Origin of the sequence: Paraburkholderia sp. 32 (assembly GCF_050435345.1) — a bacterium.
Lineage (GTDB): Bacteria > Pseudomonadota > Gammaproteobacteria > Burkholderiales > Burkholderiaceae > Paraburkholderia > Paraburkholderia tuberum.
In genome coordinates, this window is the sequence record NZ_JBNDKD010000001.1 from 2,206,052 (window position 1) to 2,227,465 (window position 21,414).

The window sequence follows — 21,414 nt, forward strand, 5'->3', positions numbered from 1 at the left end:
ACAGACGAAGTTGCGAGTGGCGCAACGTCTCGACGCGGACGATGCCACGCCGACGCACCACCGCCTGTTGGCACAATCCGGGCGCTGCCACCGCGTGATCCGAACGCGCGGCAAACCTCGTTACACTGGTTGCTTCCCTGTACGCCGGACTCATCTACCTATGCTGAATCAGCCTCGCCTCGAAGAAATCATGCGTTTTCTGAGCCAGCAGAAACGCGTGAAGGCCGCCGACCTCGCTACGCAGCTGGTCGTCTCCGAAGAAACGATTCGCCGCGACTTCAAATATCTCGAAGAACTCGGCAAGTTGCGTCGCGTTCACGGCGGCGCGATCCTGCCGCGGCTTAACGAGGAGCAACCGCTGCAGGTCCGCAACCGGATCAGGACACAGGCGAAAGCGAAGATTGCCGAATGCGCAAGCGGCCTCGTGCAGGAGGGAATGGCGCTGTTCCTCGACACCGGCACGACAACACTCGCACTCGCGCATCAGCTGACAAGCTTCAGCCAGTTGCGAGTCGTCACGAACTCGCTCGACATTGCGCAACTGTTGACGCAGCAGAGCGACAACCACGTGCTCGTCACACCAGGCGACGTCCGTCGTAACGACAACGCATTGATCGGCCCGCACACGCTCGAATTCGCCCGTCAGTTCCATTACGACATCGCCTTTATGGGCATTGGCGCGGTCGATCTGAAGCTCGGGCTGATGGATTACGAAGAATCCGAAGCCATGCTGCGCAGAACGCTTGTTGTGCATTGCGTGCGTAGCGTCGTGCTCGCCGACGATGGCAAGTTTGGCCATCGCACGTTCATCAACACACTACCGTTCGACGCGATCGCGACGCTCGTCACAAACCGCCCGCTGTCGGCCGACTACATAGACCGCCTGGAACAAGCTCATGTCGATATCGTCCATCCCTGAACTGGTTCAACCCAACGCCGATGAGTTGCGCGCGTTCGACGCGCTGTTCAGCGCAAGCTCCGCGATTGGCGCGACGCCGGCCGGCGGTCTGCATCGGCTCGCGGCGTCGGCCCAGGACGGACAGGTTCGTGATCTGTTCCGCATCTGGCTCGACGAGCACGGTTTCGATGTGCACATCGATGCAATCGGCAACGTCTTCGGGCTTGTGACTTTGACGCCGGGCGCGCCGTACGTGTTGTGCGGGTCGCATCTCGACAGCCAGCCGAGCGCCGGCCGCTTTGACGGTGTATACGGCGTGCTTGCCGGCGCGACCGCGATCGTCGGCATCGCGCAGAGGCTTCGCGCGAGTGGTCACCGTGCGCCATGCAATCTGGCGGTCGTTGACTGGACCAACGAAGAAGGCGCGCGTTTCCAGCCGAGCCTGACGGGTAGCAGCGTGTTCACCGGCGCGATGTCGCTCGACGACGCGTGGGCATGCGAGGACCGGCAAGGCGTCACGCTGAAGAGTGCGTTGGAGCAGATTGGCTATCTCGGCGATGCGATGCTCGATCTGCCTATTGCCGCATATGTCGAGATGCACGTCGAGCAGGCGTCGAATCTCGAGCGCGAGGGGCTCGCAATTGGCGTGGTCCGCGAGACGTGGGCCGCATTGAAATGGCGAGTGCGCTTCGACGGCGAGCAGAATCACACCGGCCCTACACCGATGGCCGACCGGCGCGATGCATTGCTGGCGGCAGCGCACACGATCGCCGCGGTCCATGCGGAAGCCGTGCGGCACGGCGCGCAAATGCACAGTTCGGTTGGCCGCCTCGACGTATATCCGAATTCGCCGAACGTCGTGCCGTCGAGGACGATACTACACATTGAATTCCGTTCGCCGTCCACTGCGCTGCTGGACGGCACTGCAACATGCTTCGAGGCGACGTTGCGGAATATCGCTGAACAGACCGGCACGCGCATCGAGATCGAAAGCCGCCAGCTTCGCGCCCCGCTGAAGCTGCATGATGGCCTGTCGCGACTTGCCCACGACGTCAGCCTCGAACTCGACTTGCCAGCGGGCGATAGCGTCACCGTCGCCGGCCACGATGCGATTAGCATGAGTCGCGTCACGCCGACGTGCCTGCTGTTCGTACCTAGTCGCGGGGGCGTCTCGCACAACGAAGCCGAGTACACCGCTGATGCCGATCTGCACAACGGCCTGCGTCTGTTGAGCGCGTTGCTGGAGCGCATCTGCACTGAATCGTCGAGCTACCTTTGAGGACGATGATGCTGACGGAATCGCCTGAATCCCTTCGATTGCTCGACGCGCTGCATGCAGTAGGGCTAGGCAACGACGCGCAGGTTGGGCACGGTACCGGAGCAGTCGCGTCGCCGACGCGGCTCGCGACCGAATGGGCCGGCTTCGTCGTCGCGGTGGGCGCTCAATCGTGGTATGCGAAAGTGCTGCACGACGATATGAAAGAATTGATCGACGTTGCGCGGACCGTCGACGCGAGCCGCTGTGCGGCACAAGCGGAAGCAACGGTCGCGCTGCGCATCGTTGATTTGCAGCGCGGCGTGCTGCTGTTCGATCGATTGGAGGCCTCCGAATGGCGCTGGGCGCGCGTTGACGATCTGGCGTCACCCGAGCGTCTCGACGCGCTGTGGGCGGCGAAGCGGCAAGTGCATGACGGTCCAGCGCCCATGTTTGTCTCGTCTCCGATGGACGACATCGCCCGACTTCGGGCGCTGTGTCGACGTGATGCGGTGGAATTGCCGATCGACGGGTTGCGGACCGATGACTGCATAGATCGTGCATGGAATGCGTTGCAGGCATCGGACGTAGAGGTCGTGCCACTGCACGGTGACGGCCTTGCGAGCAACGTGATGGTTGGCCCGCAAGGCGAACTCAAGCTGATCGATTTCGATTACGGTGGCTGCGGCGACCCTTGGTACGACGTGGCTATCACGCTGAACGAGTTGTATCAGTTCGAGCCGCAATGGCGGGAGGGTATCGTGCGCTGGGCTGGCCGTTGCGACGAAGCCGACTACGCGCGTTGCCGTCTGTATGCGCTTGTCAACGACTGGTACTGGACACTGTGGGGATTGTGGCTAGGCACGACGTCACCGCGCCGTCTCGAATTCACGAAACTCGCTCAATGGACTTCGTTGCGCTGCCGACAAGTCATTCAGGACGCGCGCTTCGAAGGCTGGCTTCGTCTGCTGAAGGGATGATTCGATGAAAGCACTCGGTCAGGCTCAGACCCATCATGAACACGAGATTGAAGCTGCGATTCGTGAATTGCCTGCATGGAAAGGGTACGATATTCGCTACGCACCGGTAGGTGGCGGCATCTCGAACACGAACTGGCGCGTCGAAGTCGACGGCGCGCAGACTGCGTATTTTTTCAAAGTGCCGGGTCAGGGCACAGAGATGTTTATCGACCGCCGCACTGCACACGAAGCGAGCGTGAAGGCCGCGATAACCGGCTACGGCGCGCCGGTGTTCGCGTTCCTCGAGGACCTGGGCGTCGAGGTGTTCGAGTTCATGGAAGGCTGGCGCGCGTCGTCAAACCTCGACTTCCTCGAGCGTGAGGTCCGGCACAACGCATTGCGTGCACTGAAGGCGTTCAATGATCAGCCGGTGCTCGCTCAGACGAAGACCATGTTTGACATGATCGACGAACATCAGCAGCAGGTCGAAGCGTTGCACGCGGTTAAACCCCCGGATCACGACTGGCTGTGCCAGCAATACCGTCGTGCCCGTGCGGCGCTCGAAGCGTCGGGTCTGGATCTCGCGCCCTGCATGAACGATACCCTCGCCGGCAACTTCATGCTGAACGATGCGCGCGAGATTCGCTTGGTCGATTTCGAGTACGCGTCGAACAACGACCGGCATTACGAGCTCGCCCTGTGGTTCGGCGAGATGTTCTTCGCGCCTAGGATGGAACTCGCGTTGCTCGAGGACTATTTCGGTCGCGTGACGCCCCAGGTCGTCGCGCGTGTGCAGTTGAACAAGGCGCTCGCCGATCTGAAATGGTCGACGTGGGCGATGGTGCAGCGTGCGGTGTCGCGGCTCGATTTCGATTTCTATAAGTACGGGTTCTGGAAACAGATGCGCGCTCGCATCGTCTTTCAGGATCCGCAGTGGGAAACATGGCTGAGGCAGGCGTGAAGAGACTAGGCGCTTGAAAACAGCTCCGTGCATAAACTGGTTCTGCGCCGACGCTTGAGCTCGACGACCTATTGAGAACCCGATTTCATTTTCAGGATGGGAAGGCATTATGGTTATTAAGGAATCCAGAGCGAAATTAAAAGCGATTGGCCGCGTCCGGGCGGATCTGACGCCATCTTCGGTCCGGCACGCCGAAGGCGGTGCCTATCGGCTGGGCGCGCGAGATGACAGCGCGTTCCATTCGTGTCCCTCAACCCGCCGCTCGCGAGGAGCCGATCATGGCTGAATCGATCCAAAGCTCGATGCCGAATTCGAAGAAGATTGTATTCGGCATCTATTTCTTCCTGCTTCTTCTGATGGCGCTGTGTCCGCCGTTCTATCTAGGCGTCAGCGGCAGTAAGCAACTCGTGCTCGGCGTACCGCTGCCGATCTTCTACTGGATCGCGAACGCGGTCCTGGTCGGGCTCGGCATATGGGCGCTGTACGTGGCCGAAGGCGTGTCCGGCGAACTCGCCAACGAAGGAGAACCGACATGACCCACTTCACGAATCCCGGCAACCCGGTCGTCACGTTCGGCATGATCGTCGTGTTTCTCGTTGCGATGATCGCGGTTCTGTATGCGACCAACCGCCGGAGCACAAGCTTCTCCGACTATGCCGTCGGCGGCCGCTCGTACGGCCCGTGGTTCGTCGCGATGAGCTACACGAACTCGTGGTGGCCCGGCTCGACGTTCACCGCGTTCTTCGCACTGTCGGTCGGCGGCGTGCTCGGTTTCTACGGGATGGTCTACGCGACGCTCGGCGTGACCGCGATGTATCTGATGGCAAACCGGGCGTGGTCGTGGGGCCGGCAGTTCAACCTGACGACGCAGCCGGACCTCCTCGGCATGCGCTACAACAGCCCGGTCGTCAAGCGAATCGCGTCGATCATCGGGATCATCTCGGTGTTTCCGTGGGTCGTGATGGGGATCCAGGCGCTCGCGACGTTATTCCAGTTCGCAACGTTCGGCCAGTGGACCGTGACGGCTTGCCTGACTGCTGGTGTTGTGATTGTACTGATCCGCCAGTACTGGACCGTCAGCATGGGGATGCGGGGGCTGATCATGACCGACATGTTCCAGGGGCTGATTGCGTACGTGCTGTGCGCGGTGCTGTGCATCCTGTTGCTATTCGGCAACCACGCGTCATTCTCGCACCTGTCGCAACTGCCGGCGAAGATGCTGCTGATTCCCGGCGACGCGCGTACCGGTTACGGTCCTTGGTACATGTTCAGCCTGATCTTCACCGGTGTGATCGGCTCAATGTGCTGGCCGATGAGCTTCCAGCGGATCTATACGGCGAGCGGCGTAAGGGCCGTCAAGAAGGGCACGCTGCTGACGATGCTGCTGGTTGGCGGCTTCTATTGCATCCTGATGCTGTTCGCGGCTGCCGCGAGTCAGGACCCGAACGTAGCCGCACAGCCGCAGCACGGTTGGTTCGTCGCACTCGCCGATATCGGCGGCTCGTGGCTTCTCGCGGTGGCAATCGTGATTGTGCTTGCGGCGAGCATCGGCCATGTCGACGGTTGTGTGCAGGTCTGCGGCACGCAGTTCGCCAACGACCTCGCGACGTGGAATACGCCGCGCACCGATCGCCAGTTGATGGTGTTGTCCAAGGCGGGCATGGTCGTGTTCATCGTCGCAGCGGCGATCCTTGCATATCTGACTTTCGACTACAGCCGACTGCAATTACTCGCGCAGATTTCATATCAAGGGATCATCCAGCTTGCGGTCCCGCTGTTCTTCGGCATCTTCACGCGGCGTGGCAACAAGCAGGGCGCGATTGCGGGAATGCTGGTGGGCATTGCAATCGCGATCGTGCTGACTTCCGTCTATCCGGACGACATCCGCGCGCTCGGTTCGCTGACCAGCGGGATTGTCGGGCTCGCAGCGAACTTCGTCGTGTTCGTCGTGTTTGCGTTAGCGATCAAGCCGTCGACCGACGAGATCGCCCGGCTCGACCGGCTGTTCGCGAAGCCTGTGCGCGGCCGCGCACCTTCGACGGTCGCCGTACCGGTAACACATTAAGGAAAAGCGGCCGCGGCGGCCGGCATGGATCTCGCATTTTGATGCTGCCGCGGCATCGAGAATTTGACTCAACGGAGGCCGGATGACTTTAGCGATTTTCGATCTTGACGACACGATTATCAATGGAGATTGCGCGAATTTGTGGAGCAGCGAGATGGCACGCCTGGGATGGGTCGGCGACGCCGATGCATTTGTACGGCAAAACGACGAGATGATGCGTGCCTACGGCGAAGGGTTGCTTACGATGGACGATTACATGAAAGCAACACTCGCACCGCTCGCCCGTCGCCGCGTCGTTGATGTGCGCCATCAGATCGATGCGTTTGTTGAACAGGTGATCGAGCCGAGGATTCGGGCCGACGCGCGGAATGTGATCGACGCCCATCGCCAGCGTGGCGACACCCTGCTGGTGATCTCGGCGTCGAGCGCGCATCTGGTCGAGCCAATTGCGGCGCGAGTCAGTATCAATCATGTTCTGGCGATTGATATCCAGACGGAGGACGGTGTCTATACGGGACGCACCTCCGGCGTACTGACGTATCGGGAAGGCAAGGTAGTTCGGCTGCGCGCATGGCTAAAGGCGCACGACGAAAGCCTGGCCGGTGCCAGCTTCTATTCCGACTCGCGAAACGATTTACCTCTGCTGTGCGAGGTCGACAGGCCGCACGTGGTCAATCCGGACCGGGTGCTGGCAGCGCACGCGAAGGAGTGTGGGTGGCCTGTGTTGACATGGCACTAACGTGCGCGGCACTCTGGAGCAACGCGAGATGAGCTATACCGAAGCGATCGGCACACGCACCTACCGGTTCGACGATCTCAAAACGTTGCTGGCGAAGGCGAGCCCGCTGCGCTCGGGCGATCAGCTCGCCGGCACCGCGGCGGCCAGTGAGGAAGAACGCGTCGCAGCCAAGATGGCACTCGCGCAGGTGCCGTTGCGCACCTTCCTCAACGAGGCATTGATTCCGTACGAAAGCGATGAAGTCACGCGCCTTGTCATAGACGATCACTCGCCCGAAGCTTTCGCCGAGATATCCCATCTGACGGTCGGCGATTTCCGCAACTGGCTACTCAGCAGCGAGACGGATGCCGATGCACTCACGCGTATCTCCGCCGGCCTCACACCGGAGATGGTCGCCGCGGTGTCGAAGCTGATGCGTAACCAGGACCTGATCGCGGCGGCGCGCAAGCGTCCGGTGATCACACGCTTTCGCAACACCGTGGGATTGTCTGGCCACATGTCAGTGCGCTTGCAACCGAATCATCCGACCGACGATGTCAAGGGCATCGCCGCCTCGATGCTCGACGGCCTGATGTACGGCTGCGGTGACGCGATGATCGGCATCAATCCGGCTACCGACAGCCTGGCCGCGATCACCACGCTGCTGCTGATGGTCGACGATTTCCGGCAACGCTATCAGGTGCCGACGCAATCATGCGTACTGACGCACGTCACCAACACGATTGCCGCAATCGGCAAGGGCGCGCCGGTCGATCTGGTGTTTCAGTCGATTGCCGGTACGGAAAAAGCGAATGCCGGCTTCGGCATTTCGCTTGCGTTGCTGCAGGAAGCCTATGAAGCGGCGCTCTCGCTCAATCGCGGCACAGTCGGCAACAACGTGATGTATTTCGAAACGGGGCAGGGCAGCGCGTTGTCGGCGAATGCGCATCATGGCGTCGACCAGCAGACCTGCGAAGTGCGCGCCTATGCGGTGGCACGAAAGTTCAATCCGTTTCTCGTCAATACGGTGGTCGGTTTCATCGGACCGGAATACCTCTATGACGGCAAGCAGATCACGCGCGCGGGTCTCGAAGATCACTTCTGCGGCAAGCTGCTCGGCGTGCCGATGGGTTGCGACATTTGCTACACGAACCACGCGGAAGCCGATCAGGACGATATGGACAACCTGTTGACGCTGCTCGGCGTCGCGGGAATCAACTTCATCATGGGCGTCCCCGGCGCGGACGATGTGATGCTGAACTACCAGAGCACCTCATTCCACGATGCGCTTTATGTGCGCGACGTATTGGGCCTAAGGCGTGCGCCGGAATTCGAAGAGTGGCTGGAGTCGATGCAGGTCGCCGACGCGCTCGGCGTGTTGCTCAATGGCGCGATACGGCAACCATTGCTGGAAGGTGCGCGCGAATGGATGGGGATCGCATGAGCAACGACTTCCTCGAAAAGAACCCCTGGAGCGCATTGCGTCAGTTCACCAATGCGCGTATCGCATTGGGTCGTGCCGGCAACAGCCTGCCGACTGGGCCGCTGCTCGCGTTCAATCTATCGCACGCGCAGGCACGCGATGCGGTGCATCATCCGCTCGACGCTGATTCGCTGCATGAGCAGTTGCGCGCGAACGGCTTCACCACGCTCGATGTGCATAGTGCTGCGCCGGACCGTCAGCATTACTTGCGGCGTCCGGATCTGGGGAGACGCCTGTCGGAGGAGAGCCGCGAGGCGCTTGCGCAAGCCTCCATCGAAGCGCCGGAAGTGGTGTTCGTGATTGCCGATGGGCTGTCGGCCTGTGCTGCTGCAAAGCAATCCATTCCGCTTTTGAGGGCCGTCTCTTCACGCCTTGCGGATTGGAGAATCGGTCCGGTGGTGGTCGCTCGGCAAGCACGGGTGGCGCTTGGCGATGAGATCGGCGAAATTCTGCGGACCAGGCTCGTCGTGATGCTGATCGGCGAACGTCCCGGGCTGAGCTCGCCGGATAGCCTCGGCATCTACCTGACGTACGCGCCTAAAGTAGGGTGCGCCGATGCGCAACGCAATTGCATTTCGAACGTGCGCCCCGAAGGATTGAGTCACGGCGCAGCCGCGCACAAGCTGCACTATCTGCTGACGCATGCGCGCCGCTTGGGCCTCACTGGCGTGGGACTTAAAGACGAGAGCGATGCATTGCTGGAAAAGGCGGCCAAAGACGCGTCTACGGCGATCGCAGCACCGGACGCCAACTAACTTCGATGTTGTGGAGGTTGTCATGGTCATCCAGTCCAATCAGACAGCACTGCCTCTTTCGTTCGAACTCGACCTGCGCGCATGGACAAACGCCGTGTACGAAGAAGCCTTCGGAGAGGGATTCATTCGCGTGCCTTGGGAACCTGACGACGCGTTCGTCCGGCGATTGCAGTCTTTTTTCCGCGCCGGCCTGTCGCCTGCTGAAGCTGTGAGCGCGTGCTTCTGTCTGAACCACTAATGCCGAACCGGCCTGAGTATGAAAGTCGAGGTCCGCGATCGACAGGCCGGACAGATTGACAGACACGGTAGCCGATCAATCGCACGGTCCGCGTTCCAAGGAAGTTGCTTAGGGACAGATAGACTCACGTGCCGTGAAGCGCTTCACCAAGCGCATGAATGGCGGCCGAGCCTCGCAAGCGGCGGGTCGCCACCTGCGAGGCCCATGCACTCTGAACAGCACGGCTGCCGAATCAGAACCCGGCAGCCAGTCCGTCGCGCCGGCTGTCGCTCGCGGCGACATAACCGCGCTCGGGGTCGTTGCGATCGAGCTTGCAGATGTACTGCCCGGAGCCGAAGTCCATATACGGATCCTCGACCGACTTGATCGTATGGCCGAGACCCTCGAGCGCGCGCACCGTGTCCTCATCGAGCGTCGCCTCGACGTCGACCGAGAAGTCGCGATTGACCTTCCAGCGCGGCGCGTCGCAGGCGGCCTGCGGTTGCTGGCCGTAGTCGAGCATGCGCACGATCGATTGCAAATGCCCCTGCGGCTGCATGTCACCGCCCATCACGCCGAAGCTCATCACCGCTTCCTGCCTGCCGTCCGCCTGCTGGGTCAGGAAAGCAGGGATGATCGTGTGGAACGGGCGCTTGCCGCCCTCGACCACGTTCGCCGACTTCGGATCCATTGAGAACCCGTAGCCGCGGTTCTGTAGCGAAATGCCGGAATCCGGCACCACGATGCCCGAGCCGAAACCCATGTAGTTCGACTGGATGAAGCTGACCATCATGCCGCGCTCGTCGGCCACCGACATGTAGATCGTGCCACCCGCCTTCGGCATGCCGAAGTCGAATTGCGTGGCACGCTTCGGGTCGATCAGCTTCGCGCGCGACTTCAGGTACGCGTCGTCGAGCATCTGTTCGGGCGTGACCTCCATCGAACGCGGATCGGCGACGTACTGGTAGACGTCGGCGAACGCGAGCTTCATGGCTTCGATCTGCAGGTGCTGCGAGTCGATGCCGTCAACCGGCAGCGAGCCCACGTCGAACTGTTCGAGAATGCCGAGCGCGATCAACGCGGCAATGCCCTGACCGTTCGGCGGAATTTCGTGCACCGTGTGGCCGCGATAGTCCTTGCTGATCGGTTCGACCCAGTCGACGCGGTAGTTGCGCAGGTCGTCCATCGTGAGCGCGCCGCCGCCCTGGCGCGAGAACGCGGCGAGCTCTTCTGCGATCTCGCCTTCGTAGTACGCACGCGGGCCTTGTTCAGCGAGCTTGCGCAGCGTCTTCGCGTGACCGGGAAAGCGCACGAGTTCACTGACTTCCGGCGCCCGGCCGTGCGGCATAAACGTGTCGGCGAAACCGGGCTGGTTCCTCAGTTCGGGCACGGCCGCCGCCCACTTGTACGCAACGATGCTCGCCACCGCATGGCCCCGCTCGGCGATCTCGATGGCCGGCTCCATCAGATCGGCGAACGGCAGCGAGCCGAACTTCTGATGCAACGCCTCCCAGCCGGCGATCACGCCCGGCACCGTCACTGCATCCCAGCCGCGCTTGGGGTGCTTCGCGAGACCGTTTTCCTCACCGTACTTACGCTTGAAGTAATCGACGTTCCATGCCGCCGGCGATACGCCGGAAGCATTCAGGCCATGCAGCTTTTTGCCGTCCCAGACGAGCGCAAACGCGTCGCTGCCGAGGCCGTTAGAGACTGGCTCGACGACCGTGATTGCCGCGGCCGCGGCAATCGCCGCATCGATGGCATTTCCGCCTTTCCACAACATGCGCAGGCCGGCTTGTGCGGCAAGCGGATGGGACGTCGAAACGATGTTGCGCGCGAACACGGGCAAGCGGGGCGTTGGATACGGGTTTTGCCAATTGAAACGTGTCATTGAAAACTCAAACGAAAGTGATGGGAGGGCAGTCGGCCGATTGAAGCGGTGATGGAATCCGGTTACGACTCGCGCGGATCGAGCGCATCACGCAGACCGTCGCCAAGCAGGTTGAAACCGAGCACGGCCAGGAAGATCGCGATGCCCGGGAAAATCGACATCCACGGCGCCTGGCTGACAAAATCCTTCGCGGTGTTGAGCATCGAACCCCACGACGGCGCGGGCGGCAGCTGGCCGAGCCCGAGGAACGACAGGCTCGCTTCGGCGATGATCGCGGTCGCGATCGTCAGGCTGGTCTGCACGATGATCGGCGGCAGCACGTTCGGCAGGATGTACCGCACGATGATCCGTGCGTGGCCAAGGCCGATTGCCCGCGCGCCTTCGACGTATTCCTCGGCCTTCACGGTGATCGCCTGGCCGCGCGTCAGCCGGACGAAGCGCGGCATCGCGGAGATGCCGATCGCGGCCATCGCGTTGGTCAGGCTCGGTCCGAGGAACGCGGCGAACGCGATGGCGAGGATCAGGAACGGAATCGACAGCAACGCATCGGCGATTCGCGAGATCACGCCGTCGACGAGCTTGCCGAAATAGCCCGCCAGCAAGCCGAGCGGCACGCCGATCACGACCGCGATGCAGACCGACACGACGCCCGCCAGCAGCGACGCGCGCGCGCCCCATAGCAGACGGCTCAGCACGTCGCGGCCGAGTTCGTCAGTGCCGAACCAGTGCGCGGCCGAAGGCGCCTGCCGCACGGTCATGAAGCTGGCCTGCACCGGGTCGTAGTGTGACAGCCACGGCGCGAATACCGCCATGAAGACGATGAGCAGCACGAGCGCCGCGCCAAACACGGCGGCGCGATTGCGCATGAATTTCACGAGTCCGCGGCGCTTGCGGCGCGGCAGTACCGTCGTCTGCGACGCAGCGGCCGATGCGTGAACGGGGGTGGCGGGAGTAGCCATCAGCTGCGTCTCAGTCGGGGATTGAGAAGGACGTACAACACGTCGGCGCACAGGTTCACGACGATGAAGCACAGCGCGGTGACGAGCACCACACCCTGCACGACCGCGTAGTCGCGATTGAACACGGCATCCACGATGAGCTTGCCGAAGCCGGGGATCGTGAAAACCTGCTCGGTCAGCACCGCACCCGCAAGCAGTTCGCCGAACAGCAGCGCGAGCACGGTGACGATCGGAACCAGCGCGTTGCGAAAAGCGTGCTTGATGACGACGGTGCCGCGCAGCAGCCCTTTGGCACGCGCGGTCCGGATATAGTCGGTGCGCAGCACGCTCAGCATCGCGCTGCGCGTGTGGCGCATCAATTGCGCGCCGAGCGAGGCGCCGAGCACGAAAGCGGGCATCAGCATGGTCTTGATGCTGAGCCAGAAGTTTTCGGTCGGCGACACGTAGCCGGACGACGGCAACAGATGCCAGCGCACCGACACAATGAAGATCAGCATGATGCCGAGCCAGAAGTTCGGAATCGACATGCCGGATAGCGCGAAGATATTCGCGCCGTAATCGAGCGCGCCGCCGCGGCTTGCGGCGGAGATGACGCCCGCCGGAATACCGATACCGATCGCGAAGGTCATCGCCATCGCCGCGAGCTGTAGTGTGACCGGCAGCTTCTGCGCGATCAGCGACGTCACCGGCACGTCGGTGCGCAGCGACGCGCCGAGATCGCCATGCACGACGTCACGGACCCACAGCGCGTACTGCGTCGGCACCGGCTCGTCGAGGTGGTACTTGACGCGCAGCGACGCGATCAACTGCGGATCCTGATCTTCGCCGGCCATGGCCGTCACCGGATCGCCAGGCAGCAGCTTTTGCAGGCCAAAGATCAGCATCGACACGAGAATCAGCGTCGGAATGGCGACCAGCACGCGATTTGCAATGATCGGCAGCATGATCGGTCAGCCCTTGATACTGACGCCGCGCAGGCGGATCAGGCCGTCGGGATAGGGCGTGAAGCCTTGCACCTTCTTCGACAGCTCGAACGGCCACGGCTGGTTATAGACATAGATGATCGGATCATCGTCGGCGAGCAGCTTCGACGCCGCGTCGTACTCTGTTTTGCGGTCCGCGGTGGTCAGTTTCACGCGCGCGGCGTCGAGCAACTGGTCGACTCCGGGGTTGCAGTAACGCGCGTAATTGAGGTTGCCGGCGCACGTGTTGAACTGATGCAGGTTGCCGTCCGGATCGACACGGCCCGACCAGCCGAGATACATCGCCTCGAAGTCGCCGGTGTGCGCGGCATTGAGTTCGGTCGCATAGTCGGTCGGCCGCAGCTTCAGGTTGAAGCCGGCTTCGCTGACCATCGCCTGCATCATCTGCACGATCTGGCTCGACACCGTGTTGTTCGGGTAAGTGAACTCGATGTCGACGTGCTCGTGGCCCGCCGCCTTCAGCAGCGCCTTCGCCTTCGCGATGTCGCGATGCTGCATTGGGAGCGACGCGTTGTAGTACGGGCTCGACTTCGGCACCGCCTGATTCGCCGGCGCGAAGATACCCGCGCCGATCACCTGGTTGATCGCGTCGCGGTCGATCGCGAGTTCGAATGCCTGCCGCACGCGCTTGTCCCTCAGCACCGCGTTGCTGCGCTTGCCGTTACCGATGTTGAACGTAACGTAGTAGTAGCCGAAGCCGCTGACCGGCGCGAACTTGAAGTTGGTGTCGCTCTTGACCGACGCCACATCGGACGGCGCGAGGCGCTCGAGCATGTCGAGCGAACCCGAACGCAGATTGGCGAGGCGCACGGTGCTGTCCGGAATCGGCAAGAAGATCACGCGCTGGATCGGGTATTTGTCGGCGTCCCAGTAGCCAGGGAATTTCTCGAGCACGACGCGATCGTTCTGCACGCGCTGAACGAACTTGTACGGACCCGAACACACCGGATGCGCGGCAACGCCGGCCGGATCGGCGAACGTCTTCGGCGCGAGCATCATGCCGGCGCGGTCGGTCAGCGTCGCGAGCAGCGCGGCGTCCGGCTGCTTCAACACGATTGCAACCGTGTAGTCGTCGATCACGTCGACGTGATCGACCGACGCGAGTTCGCTCTTGCGGTTGCTCGTCTGCAGCGTGCGGTCGCGGTCGAGGTTTGCCTTGACGGCGGCCGCATTGAACGGCTCGTCGTCCTGGAACTTCACCCCTTGACGCAGCTTGAACGTCAGCGTCTTGCCGTCGGCGCTCGTCGTCCACGACGTTGCCAGCATCGGGACGATCTTCAGATCGGGCGTGATATCAACCAGCGCGTTGCACATCGACGCAAACACGATCCGGTCGACGAGCTGCACGCTGCGAGCGGGGTCGAGCGAACCGATGTCGTCCTGCAAGCCGATCCGTATCGTCTGACCGGTCTGGGCCATCGCGGCGCTGGCGGTGAGTGCGAGCGCTGCGGCAATCAACATTCTTCGCATGAGGAGTTCCCTTTGTTTCCAATTCATAAAATGGTTTGGTGAAGGGGCAGCGGCGCGGCGCGCGGCTCGATTCTTCACTGGAATTTCATCTCGACCACCGGCTCAGTCGCCACCGGCCGCGGCCAGCGTCGTTTGGCGGTTGCGGTAGATCGCGAGCCGCTCGATCAATTTCGGGCTGACGCTCGTGGCCAGCGGCGCGCCGCCGCCGGCGTTCTGGATCTCGCGCCAGAAGTGGCACGCGACCTGCCGTCCGTCCTCGAGTCGTTCGCTGGTTGGCCGCGCTTGCGCGCAGTACGGCTTCGCATGCGGACAGCGCGTATGGAAACGGCAACCGGAAGGCGGCGCGGTCGGACTCGGCAGATCGCCGGACAACGAAGGCGTCGCACGCCGCTCGTGCGGGCTACTCGCCGGAATCGCGCGCAGCAGTGCTTGCGTGTACGGATGCAGCGGCGCGTCGAACAGTGCATCGACATCGGCCAGTTCGACGATCTCGCCGAGATACATCACGGCGACGCGGTCGCTCATATGGCGGATCACCGCGAGGTCATGCGCAACCATGATCAGCGTGAGGCCGAGGTCCTGTTTCAGTGTCTCGAGAAGATTGATCACCTGCGCCTGCACCGAGACGTCGAGCGCCGACACCGGCTCGTCGCCGACGATCAGCTTCGGCTCACCGGCCAATGCGCGCGCGATGCCGATCCGTTGTCGCTGGCCGCCGGAGAATTCGTGCGGGTAACGGTCCGCGTAGGCCGGTTGCAGGCCGACCGTGCGCAGCAGTTGGGCGACGCGCTCGCGGTGCTCGGCGTTGTTGCGCGCGAGCCCGTGCAATGCGATCGGCTCGCCGACGATCTGGCCGATGGTCATGCCCGGATTCAGCGACGCGAACGGATCCTGAAAGATGATCTGCATTTCGCGGCGCAGCCGCCGCAGCGGCGCGCCTTGCTGATGCGTGATGTCCTTGCCTTGATAGAAGACGCGGCCGTCTGTCGAGTTGATCAAACGGAGCAGCAAGCGGCCCAGCGTGGACTTGCCACAGCCAGATTCGCCGACGATCGCGAACGTCTCGCCGGGGTGGACCGCGAACGACACGTCGTTGAGTGCATAGACGGTTGGCGTGCGCGTGAAGAGCTGCCGCGTACCGCCAAAATGCTTTGTCAGTGAGCGCGCCTCGATGATCGGCGTCGGCGAATTCGAGGCCGGGTGTGCGTGCGGCGTCGGTTTAGTGGGCGTCGTCATGCAATTTCCTTGCGCAATAGCGGCGCGGCGATCTGTTCGACCGGAGCGAGCCAGCACGCGACGCGATGCACGCCGGCGATCACCCTGTCGGGCGGCGCGGCGTCAATACAGCGTTGCTCGGCGAACGGGCAGCGCGGCGCGAAGCGGCAGCCGTGCGGCATCAACTCGGGCGACGGCACTGAACCGCGGATCGTCGCGAGCGCGCCTTCGCGCTTGCCGACCGACGGAATTGCGCCCATCAGGCCGATCGTGTAAGGATGCTGCGGGTCGTCGAACAGATCGGCGACGGTACCGTATTCGACGATGCGTCCCGCGTACATCACCGCCACGTGGTCGGCGACTTCCGCGACGACGCCGAGGTCGTGCGTGATCAACACCATCGCAGTGCCGGTCTCGGCTTGCAGATGTTTCACGAGCGCCAGCACCTGCGCCTGGATCGTCACGTCGAGCGCGGTCGTCGGCTCGTCGGCGATCAACAGGCGCGGGCGGTTCGCGAGCGCCATCGCGATCATCACGCGTTGGCGCATGCCGCCGGAAAGCTGATGCGGGTACGCATCGAGCCGGGTTTCCGGCGCCGGGATCCGCACTAGCCGCAGCATCTCGAGCGCCTGCTCGCGCGCCTGCCCGCGCCCGATATCGCGATGCCGCCGGATGCTTTCGCCGATCTGCTCGCCGACCGTGAACGCCGGGTTCAGCGACGTCATCGGCTCCTGAAAGATCATCGACAGCCGGTTGCCACGAATGTCGGCCAGTTCGCGCTCCGACAGTGAGAACAGGTCCTTGCCTTCGAAGTGCGCGGTGCCGGCGACGCGTTGCGCAGGCGGACTCGCGAGCAGCCCCATCAGTGCGAGCGACGTCACGCTCTTGCCGCAGCCCGATTCACCAACGATGCATAGCGTCTCGCCAGTGCCGACTGAGAACGACACGTCGTGGACGAGGTTCGGCACCTCGGCGGCGCGCGAGAACTTCAACGAAAAGCCGCGGACCTCCAGAACCGGTCGGCGGGCGGCATCGGTCATGCTGGGAAACTCCATATCGTGCTGCTAGTCCTGTTCAAAGGCTGTGCTGGCGGAAAGTATGTGGTGCGCTTCACGATGGAAAATATTAATATTTCTTACCGATACTTAACTTTTCCTTGAGCATGAGCGATGCCGACCCTCCGCATGTTAAGAACCTTTCGAGCCGTCGCGCGGACCGGATCATTCGCGGCAGCGGCCGGGAGCGTCGCGCTGACCCAAGCGGCGGTCAGCTTGCAGATGCGCGGGCTCGAACAGGCGCTGGGCCGGCAGCTGTTCGACCGCAGCGGTCGGCAGATTGCGCTGAGCCGCCACGGACAAGAGATCTGGCCGAAAGTCGAGCAGATTTTCGACCTGCTGGCCGAACTCGAGGCGACGCCGGCGGGTTCGATGGTCGGGCCGGTGACCATCGGCGCGATGGTGTCGGTGATCGGCGCGCTGTCGCTGGTCGTCGCGCATTTGAAGGCCGCGCATCCGCAACTGGACGTGCGGCTGCTGTCGTCACGCTCCGACGAACTGGCGCGGATGGTGGAGGCGGGTGAGGTCGATATCGCGGCGATCGTCGCGCATGCCGACACGACGCTATCCGACACGCTGAAGTGGACGACGCTATACACGGAGCCGCTGATGCTGGTGGTTAGCCGCGAAATCGGCGACAACGATCCGCAGAGGGTCCTGCGCAGCCACCCCTTTCTGCGCTTCGACCGGCGGGTGCGCACCGGGCGCGTCGTCGAGCATGCACTGCAGACAGCCGGCGTGACGGTCAACGAATTCCTCGAACTCAACTCGATCGAGACGATCGTCGCGCTGGTGCGCGAAAATGTCGGCGTCACGGTGCTGCCGCTTCTGCATCGCGGCAACTGGCAAAACGATCCGTTACTACGCGTGCTGTCGATTTCGGATCCGCCGGTGTTGCGCACGGTCGGCATGATCCAGCGCGCGTCATATGACCGGCCCGGCATCACGCAGGCGATTATCGATGCGCTGCACAGCGACTGGGCGCTTGACCCTTCGATATCCAGGCCGCTTGCGGATCCGTGAAGGACTAACTTTACTCTGTCGATAAATTCATGCCATTGCAGAAACTCCTTCAGACGTGGCATGAGGAAGCGATGGTCGGGAAATTGTCGTTCGATGAGTACCTGGAGCATCTTTGCGAGGCACTCGGGCACAGCGATCGCAACGCTGGGCTGGTGGGATACTGCCAAGGCTTGATGTTGCCGTTGCGGCGTAAAAGCGTGGAGCCGCTGGCCGCCCACCTCGAACCTGAACGTGTCAGCGCGCGGCACCAGTCGTTGCATCACTTCGTTTTGAAATCAGAGTGGTCAAATACTGCTCTGCTTTAGCGAGTAAGACGCTGGGTGTTGCCGCATATGAATCCTGCCAACGGGCTGTTCTGATAGCTTATGAAACCAACGAGTAAAATTGCTAGGCGGCAGACAGCGGGCTGTTGCCAGAACATTGCAGCTGTCCTTTCTTGATCATGTGCATTAATTCGACGCTACTCAGAATGACACGCGCACAGTTGAGATCCTTGAATCCGAGCATCGGTCGGGTTCGGCGTTTGATGGCCCGATGGTACTGGTCGGGTAGCCGTACCGCATTGCTGCGGTACGGCCCCCTAAGAACCGTACGTGCGCCTTTAGGAGCATACGGCTCAAGCCTCTACAAAGGCATCTGTCAATACCCGGTGGTGCAACTGCTTTTTCAGGCGTATTGCGGAGTTCTACGGCAATTGGGATGGTGCACCTGGAGGTTGCTTGCTGCATCCGTCCCGCCGTCAGTTCGCTTCACAATGTGCATGACATCCCAGCGGATGTTCATTGTGAGGGGCTGCTGACAGTGGGGACATATGCCGTCTTGCCTTGACCAGACACGGTACATCTTGCGGCGACCTCGCGCGGAGTTCAGCATCTTCTGGCCCCATCGGGATTCGAAGTACCGCGCCCATTGCGGGTCGTGCGGATTGGCACCCGCCTTGATCTTGACATGCCGTTTTATTGGCGTGTCCGATGCCTTCAGCAAGGTGACCTCTCTCGTTGTGCCATCCTCTTCTTTTTCTGTGGCGGCAAAGACCCAGTCCCGGAGACCCTTGGCCTTGAAGTATTTGATTTTTATCCATCGGGCGCCTTTTTTAGGGTGCCGTCTTGCCGCCCATCGCCATAGCATTGACCAGACCTCGTGATCAACCCGATTGAAGGCTTTCTTGGCGACTACATGGCTGTGGTAATTCGCCCATCCTCGTAAGACAGGATTGAGCAGCCTTATCAGGTTCGCCTGTTTAGCCGTCCTGTTGGCCTTGATGATTTCACGGACTTTGTCAAGATGTGCTTTGACGTTCGCTTTCGACGGTTTCATCAAGAGCTTGCCGTTGTACTTGCGAATGTTCCATCCGAGGAAATCAAACCCGTCCTTGATATGCGTTATCCTGGTCTTTTCTGGCGATAAGACCAGCCCGCGTTCCGCCAGAAATTCAGCTACTGCCGGCCTGACCTCATGTTCCAGCCACTCTTTCGAATGGCCGGTGATAACGAAATCGTCCGCGTAACGCACCATGTTCACTTTCAGTCCTCTCTGCCGGGCTCGCGGGAATCTCTCCGCGAGCATCGCTTCGAGGCCATCAAGCGTCATGTTGGCTGCCACCGGTGAGATGATTCCCCCTTGCGGGGTGCCGGCGTCAGTGGGGAAGAGTTCGTTTTGATACACGTAGCCCGCTTTGAGCCACTTCTTTAGGATCACCTTGTCCGTAGGGATATTGGCGAGCATCCAGTCGTGGGAAATTTTGTCGAAACAGCCCTGGATGTCGGCCTCCAGCACCCACTCCGCACTCGCCTTTTTCGCCAGAGAGATGAAGCATTGTCCTCCCGCGTCAGCAGTTGAGCGTTCCGGCCGGAACCCGTAAGAGTTCAGATCGGCGGTGGTTTCCGCAACAGGTTCCAGCGCCAGCAGATGTAACGCCTGCATGGCGCGACATTTCATCACGGGGATGCCGAGCGGCCTCGTCTTGCCGTTTTTCTTCAGAATAAAAACCCTCCGAAGCGGAAGGGGCGAATAACCCCGCCTCTTCAACGACGCAATCGCGTTGGCCTTTGCCGCCGGTGTGTTCCACGTTACCTTGTCCACACCGGGGGTGTTCCTGCCTTTGTTTTCAGTCACCCGTTTCACGGCTAATGCACGGCCGCTAAACGAGTGGGTCAGCAGCCATTGCAGGGCTTTCACCCTGTTATGGCGACCGGCCTGCACAGCCTTCACCATACGCGACTGCAGCCTTCTTACCTGACGTTGAACATCGGCCCAATTGATGCCGTCCCACGCCACGCCAGAAGGTGCACGCGCCCGTGTTGCTGCACTCATTTGCTTTCCTTCCGTATAGATGGTTCTGCAAGCTCTCTGGTGAAGAGAGACCACGAGGAAGTCTGCCCGCTTTCGCGTCGGGTGATGTTGCAACCCGTATCCCGTCCATTACAGCCGGGCATTCGCTTTTTCCCCGATCCTGTGCCCGCACCGCCATGAGCAGACCTCGCAGCCTGCTGTCCCCGAAGGGAGCGATACGGGGTTCCCACGTTCCGCTTATGGAAGTACGTCGGGTTAGGTGCCGGCTCTGGGCCGGGAGGTATATGGATCACGAAAGCGTAATAGAAAGACGCTGTTCCCACCTCCGGTACCGTTTTGGTTCGAGCGCGATAGCCATTTCCGCTCGTTCAACATAACGACCCTATTGCAGATTCAAATGTTTTCACCATACCGACTATCTGGCACTCATCCGGCTTATGGCTGCCAGAAGGGTACGCCTCTCGCGATTGATACCCCACGCCTTGCAGCGTTTCGTTACGTTGTCAGAGCCGCTCTTGATTCAGGCTCCTAGATTCACCGGGTGACACCGGTGGTTCACTCCTTCTATACGGCGAGAAGGGTGAACAACTTCTGTAAGCGACTTCGTGTCGCACCTCCACGATGTTGTTCAAATACTTGATCTGAAGAACCTTGACGGGCATCTCGCGCTCGGCATTCACCGCGCTAAGCGCGGGGCCGCTTTTGTCGATGGTCACCGTCTCGTGCGAACCGTTCTGACCGATTGCCTTTTTGAAGAAACGCCGCGCAGCAGGCTTATCCCGCCTTGCTCTGAACAGAAAGTCAATGGTATTGCCCGCCTTATCCACTGCGCGGTAAAGATATTTCCACGAGCCCTTGACCTTGATATAGGTTTCATCAACCCGCCAGCTCTTGCCGACCGGACGCTTGTACTTGCGAAACGTCTTTCAAACAGCGGCACCAGCTTGATGACCCAGCGATGTACCGTCGAATGGTCGACCTCAATGTCGCGCTCAGCCAGCATTTTCCGCAGGGTTCCGAAGACTCAGCGAGTAGGCCACGTACCACCGCACGCACAACAGCATCACTTCAAGGGGATAGTGCAGCCGCTTCAGAACCTTGGCGACGGCCGGAGCATGCATAGTTCGTGGTGTCAGTGTCTTCTTCATTGTGCGAACGAAGCGTTTTCATCAGCCTCGAAGTTTACCTCCCCCGCGTTAATGCGACAAAGCCCGT

At 61.4% G+C, this 21,414-nt stretch carries 18 protein-coding genes and 3 pseudogenes; 12 read left to right on the top strand and 9 right to left on the bottom strand.

Features of this window, described 5'->3' with window-relative positions:
* The first annotated feature begins 160 nt into the window (after positions 1 to 160).
* The 10 genes from OKW26_RS10295 to OKW26_RS10340 all read left to right on the top strand — a co-directional run bounded on the left by OKW26_RS10295 (position 161) and on the right by OKW26_RS10340 (position 9,332).
* Entirely contained in the window at positions 161 to 919 is a 759-nt protein-coding gene (locus OKW26_RS10295) for a DeoR/GlpR family DNA-binding transcription regulator (RefSeq protein WP_429291300.1), read from the top strand.
* Complete coding sequence (locus OKW26_RS10300; protein ID WP_429353531.1) at positions 897 to 2,177, top strand: Zn-dependent hydrolase; 1,281 nt, start codon at positions 897 to 899, stop codon at positions 2,175 to 2,177. The genes OKW26_RS10295 and OKW26_RS10300 overlap by 23 nt, the downstream gene beginning before the upstream one ends.
* An 8-nt stretch (positions 2,178 to 2,185) precedes the next feature.
* Positions 2,186 to 3,133, top strand: coding sequence for a phosphotransferase (locus tag OKW26_RS10305; protein ID WP_429353532.1), 948 nt, complete (start codon positions 2,186 to 2,188; stop codon positions 3,131 to 3,133).
* Positions 3,134 to 3,137: 4 nt separating this feature from the next.
* The gene (locus OKW26_RS10310) at positions 3,138 to 4,073 is read left to right on the top strand and encodes a choline kinase family protein (protein WP_184068822.1); all 936 of its coding nucleotides are present in this window, start codon (positions 3,138 to 3,140) and stop codon (positions 4,071 to 4,073) included.
* A gap of 278 nt (positions 4,074 to 4,351) precedes the next feature.
* Positions 4,352 to 4,609, top strand: coding sequence for a hypothetical protein (locus tag OKW26_RS10315; RefSeq protein ID WP_184068819.1), 258 nt, complete (start codon positions 4,352 to 4,354; stop codon positions 4,607 to 4,609).
* Complete coding sequence (locus OKW26_RS10320) at positions 4,606 to 6,138, top strand: sodium:solute symporter family protein (protein ID WP_184068816.1); 1,533 nt, start codon at positions 4,606 to 4,608, stop codon at positions 6,136 to 6,138. The genes OKW26_RS10315 and OKW26_RS10320 overlap by 4 nt, the downstream gene beginning before the upstream one ends.
* 82 nt (positions 6,139 to 6,220) lie before the next feature.
* Positions 6,221 to 6,877, top strand: coding sequence for an HAD family hydrolase (locus OKW26_RS10325; RefSeq protein WP_184068813.1), 657 nt, complete (start codon positions 6,221 to 6,223; stop codon positions 6,875 to 6,877).
* 28 nt (positions 6,878 to 6,905) lie between these two features.
* A complete protein-coding gene (locus OKW26_RS10330; protein WP_184068810.1) occupies positions 6,906 to 8,300 on the top strand; it encodes an ethanolamine ammonia-lyase subunit EutB in 1,395 nt (464 codons plus the stop codon).
* Positions 8,297 to 9,094, top strand: a complete 798-nt coding sequence (gene eutC / locus OKW26_RS10335; protein ID WP_260321468.1) for an ethanolamine ammonia-lyase subunit EutC — start codon at positions 8,297 to 8,299, stop codon at positions 9,092 to 9,094. The genes OKW26_RS10330 and eutC overlap by 4 nt, the downstream gene beginning before the upstream one ends.
* Positions 9,095 to 9,116: 22 nt before the next feature.
* A complete protein-coding gene (locus OKW26_RS10340; RefSeq protein ID WP_184068804.1) occupies positions 9,117 to 9,332 on the top strand; it encodes a hypothetical protein in 216 nt (71 codons plus the stop codon).
* A 232-nt stretch (positions 9,333 to 9,564) separates the two neighbouring features.
* Here OKW26_RS10340 and OKW26_RS10345 read toward each other — a convergent pair whose 3' ends face one another.
* The 6 genes from OKW26_RS10345 to OKW26_RS10370 form a co-directional block, all read right to left on the bottom strand.
* The gene (locus tag OKW26_RS10345) at positions 9,565 to 11,202 is read right to left on the bottom strand and encodes a gamma-glutamyltransferase family protein (protein WP_184068801.1); all 1,638 of its coding nucleotides are present in this window, start codon (positions 11,200 to 11,202) and stop codon (positions 9,565 to 9,567) included.
* A gap of 62 nt (positions 11,203 to 11,264) precedes the next feature.
* Positions 11,265 to 12,161: an ABC transporter permease gene (locus tag OKW26_RS10350; RefSeq protein WP_184068798.1), complete on the bottom strand. Its 897-nt coding sequence runs from the start codon at positions 12,159 to 12,161 to the stop codon at positions 11,265 to 11,267.
* Positions 12,161 to 13,105, bottom strand: coding sequence for an ABC transporter permease (locus tag OKW26_RS10355; protein ID WP_184068795.1), 945 nt, complete (start codon positions 13,103 to 13,105; stop codon positions 12,161 to 12,163). Before OKW26_RS10355 ends, OKW26_RS10350 begins: the two co-directional genes overlap by 1 nt.
* Before the next feature lie 6 nt (positions 13,106 to 13,111).
* Positions 13,112 to 14,614: an ABC transporter substrate-binding protein gene (locus OKW26_RS10360; RefSeq protein WP_429353533.1), complete on the bottom strand. Its 1,503-nt coding sequence runs from the start codon at positions 14,612 to 14,614 to the stop codon at positions 13,112 to 13,114.
* A 102-nt stretch (positions 14,615 to 14,716) separates the two neighbouring features.
* The gene (locus OKW26_RS10365) at positions 14,717 to 15,850 is read right to left on the bottom strand and encodes an ABC transporter ATP-binding protein (RefSeq protein ID WP_429353534.1); all 1,134 of its coding nucleotides are present in this window, start codon (positions 15,848 to 15,850) and stop codon (positions 14,717 to 14,719) included.
* A complete protein-coding gene (locus OKW26_RS10370) occupies positions 15,847 to 16,869 on the bottom strand; it encodes an ABC transporter ATP-binding protein (protein WP_184068787.1) in 1,023 nt (340 codons plus the stop codon). The genes OKW26_RS10365 and OKW26_RS10370 overlap by 4 nt, the downstream gene beginning before the upstream one ends.
* Positions 16,870 to 16,998: 129 nt before the next feature.
* On the opposite strand from OKW26_RS10370, the gene OKW26_RS10375 reads away from it, so the two are divergent.
* A complete protein-coding gene (locus OKW26_RS10375; protein WP_429353535.1) occupies positions 16,999 to 17,907 on the top strand; it encodes a LysR substrate-binding domain-containing protein in 909 nt (302 codons plus the stop codon).
* A gap of 71 nt (positions 17,908 to 17,978) precedes the next feature.
* Positions 17,979 to 18,209, top strand: a pseudogene (locus tag OKW26_RS10380) (transposase); the annotation flags it as partial.
* Between the two features lie 85 nt (positions 18,210 to 18,294).
* On the opposite strand, the pseudogene OKW26_RS10385 reads toward OKW26_RS10380, so the two are convergent.
* From OKW26_RS10385 to OKW26_RS10395, 3 genes and pseudogenes are all read right to left on the bottom strand, one after another.
* Positions 18,295 to 18,480 (bottom strand): annotated as a pseudogene (locus tag OKW26_RS10385) (IS6 family transposase); the annotation flags it as partial.
* Between the two features lie 93 nt (positions 18,481 to 18,573).
* Positions 18,574 to 20,220 (bottom strand): group II intron reverse transcriptase/maturase, encoded by a 1,647-nt coding sequence (gene ltrA / locus OKW26_RS10390; protein WP_429353536.1) that lies wholly within the window; start codon positions 20,218 to 20,220, stop codon positions 18,574 to 18,576.
* A gap of 542 nt (positions 20,221 to 20,762) precedes the next feature.
* Positions 20,763 to 21,347: pseudogene (locus OKW26_RS10395) on the bottom strand (IS6 family transposase); the annotation flags it as partial.
* Between the last annotated feature and the right edge of the window lie 67 nt (positions 21,348 to 21,414).

What these genes read in the sequence shown, in the direction of transcription:
- OKW26_RS10295 (WP_429291300.1), top strand. Translation starts at nt 161, where the DNA reads ATGCTGAATCAGCCTCGCCTCGAAGAAATCATGCGTTTTCTGAGCCAG.
- OKW26_RS10300 (WP_429353531.1), top strand. Translation starts at nt 897, where the DNA reads ATGTCGATATCGTCCATCCCTGAACTGGTTCAACCCAACGCCGATGAG.
- OKW26_RS10305 (WP_429353532.1), top strand. Translation starts at nt 2,186, where the DNA reads ATGCTGACGGAATCGCCTGAATCCCTTCGATTGCTCGACGCGCTGCAT.
- OKW26_RS10310 (WP_184068822.1), top strand. Translation starts at nt 3,138, where the DNA reads ATGAAAGCACTCGGTCAGGCTCAGACCCATCATGAACACGAGATTGAA.
- OKW26_RS10315 (WP_184068819.1), top strand. Translation starts at nt 4,352, where the DNA reads ATGGCTGAATCGATCCAAAGCTCGATGCCGAATTCGAAGAAGATTGTA.
- OKW26_RS10320 (WP_184068816.1), top strand. Translation starts at nt 4,606, where the DNA reads ATGACCCACTTCACGAATCCCGGCAACCCGGTCGTCACGTTCGGCATG.
- OKW26_RS10325 (WP_184068813.1), top strand. Translation starts at nt 6,221, where the DNA reads ATGACTTTAGCGATTTTCGATCTTGACGACACGATTATCAATGGAGAT.
- OKW26_RS10330 (WP_184068810.1), top strand. Translation starts at nt 6,906, where the DNA reads ATGAGCTATACCGAAGCGATCGGCACACGCACCTACCGGTTCGACGAT.
- eutC (WP_260321468.1), top strand. Translation starts at nt 8,297, where the DNA reads ATGAGCAACGACTTCCTCGAAAAGAACCCCTGGAGCGCATTGCGTCAG.
- OKW26_RS10340 (WP_184068804.1), top strand. Translation starts at nt 9,117, where the DNA reads ATGGTCATCCAGTCCAATCAGACAGCACTGCCTCTTTCGTTCGAACTC.
- OKW26_RS10345 (WP_184068801.1), bottom strand. Translation starts at nt 11,202, where the DNA reads ATGACACGTTTCAATTGGCAAAACCCGTATCCAACGCCCCGCTTGCCC.
- OKW26_RS10350 (WP_184068798.1), bottom strand. Translation starts at nt 12,161, where the DNA reads ATGGCTACTCCCGCCACCCCCGTTCACGCATCGGCCGCTGCGTCGCAG.
- OKW26_RS10355 (WP_184068795.1), bottom strand. Translation starts at nt 13,105, where the DNA reads ATGCTGCCGATCATTGCAAATCGCGTGCTGGTCGCCATTCCGACGCTG.
- OKW26_RS10360 (WP_429353533.1), bottom strand. Translation starts at nt 14,614, where the DNA reads ATGCGAAGAATGTTGATTGCCGCAGCGCTCGCACTCACCGCCAGCGCC.
- OKW26_RS10365 (WP_429353534.1), bottom strand. Translation starts at nt 15,850, where the DNA reads ATGACGACGCCCACTAAACCGACGCCGCACGCACACCCGGCCTCGAAT.
- OKW26_RS10370 (WP_184068787.1), bottom strand. Translation starts at nt 16,869, where the DNA reads ATGACCGATGCCGCCCGCCGACCGGTTCTGGAGGTCCGCGGCTTTTCG.
- OKW26_RS10375 (WP_429353535.1), top strand. Translation starts at nt 16,999, where the DNA reads ATGCCGACCCTCCGCATGTTAAGAACCTTTCGAGCCGTCGCGCGGACC.
- ltrA (WP_429353536.1), bottom strand. Translation starts at nt 20,220, where the DNA reads ATGAGTGCAGCAACACGGGCGCGTGCACCTTCTGGCGTGGCGTGGGAC.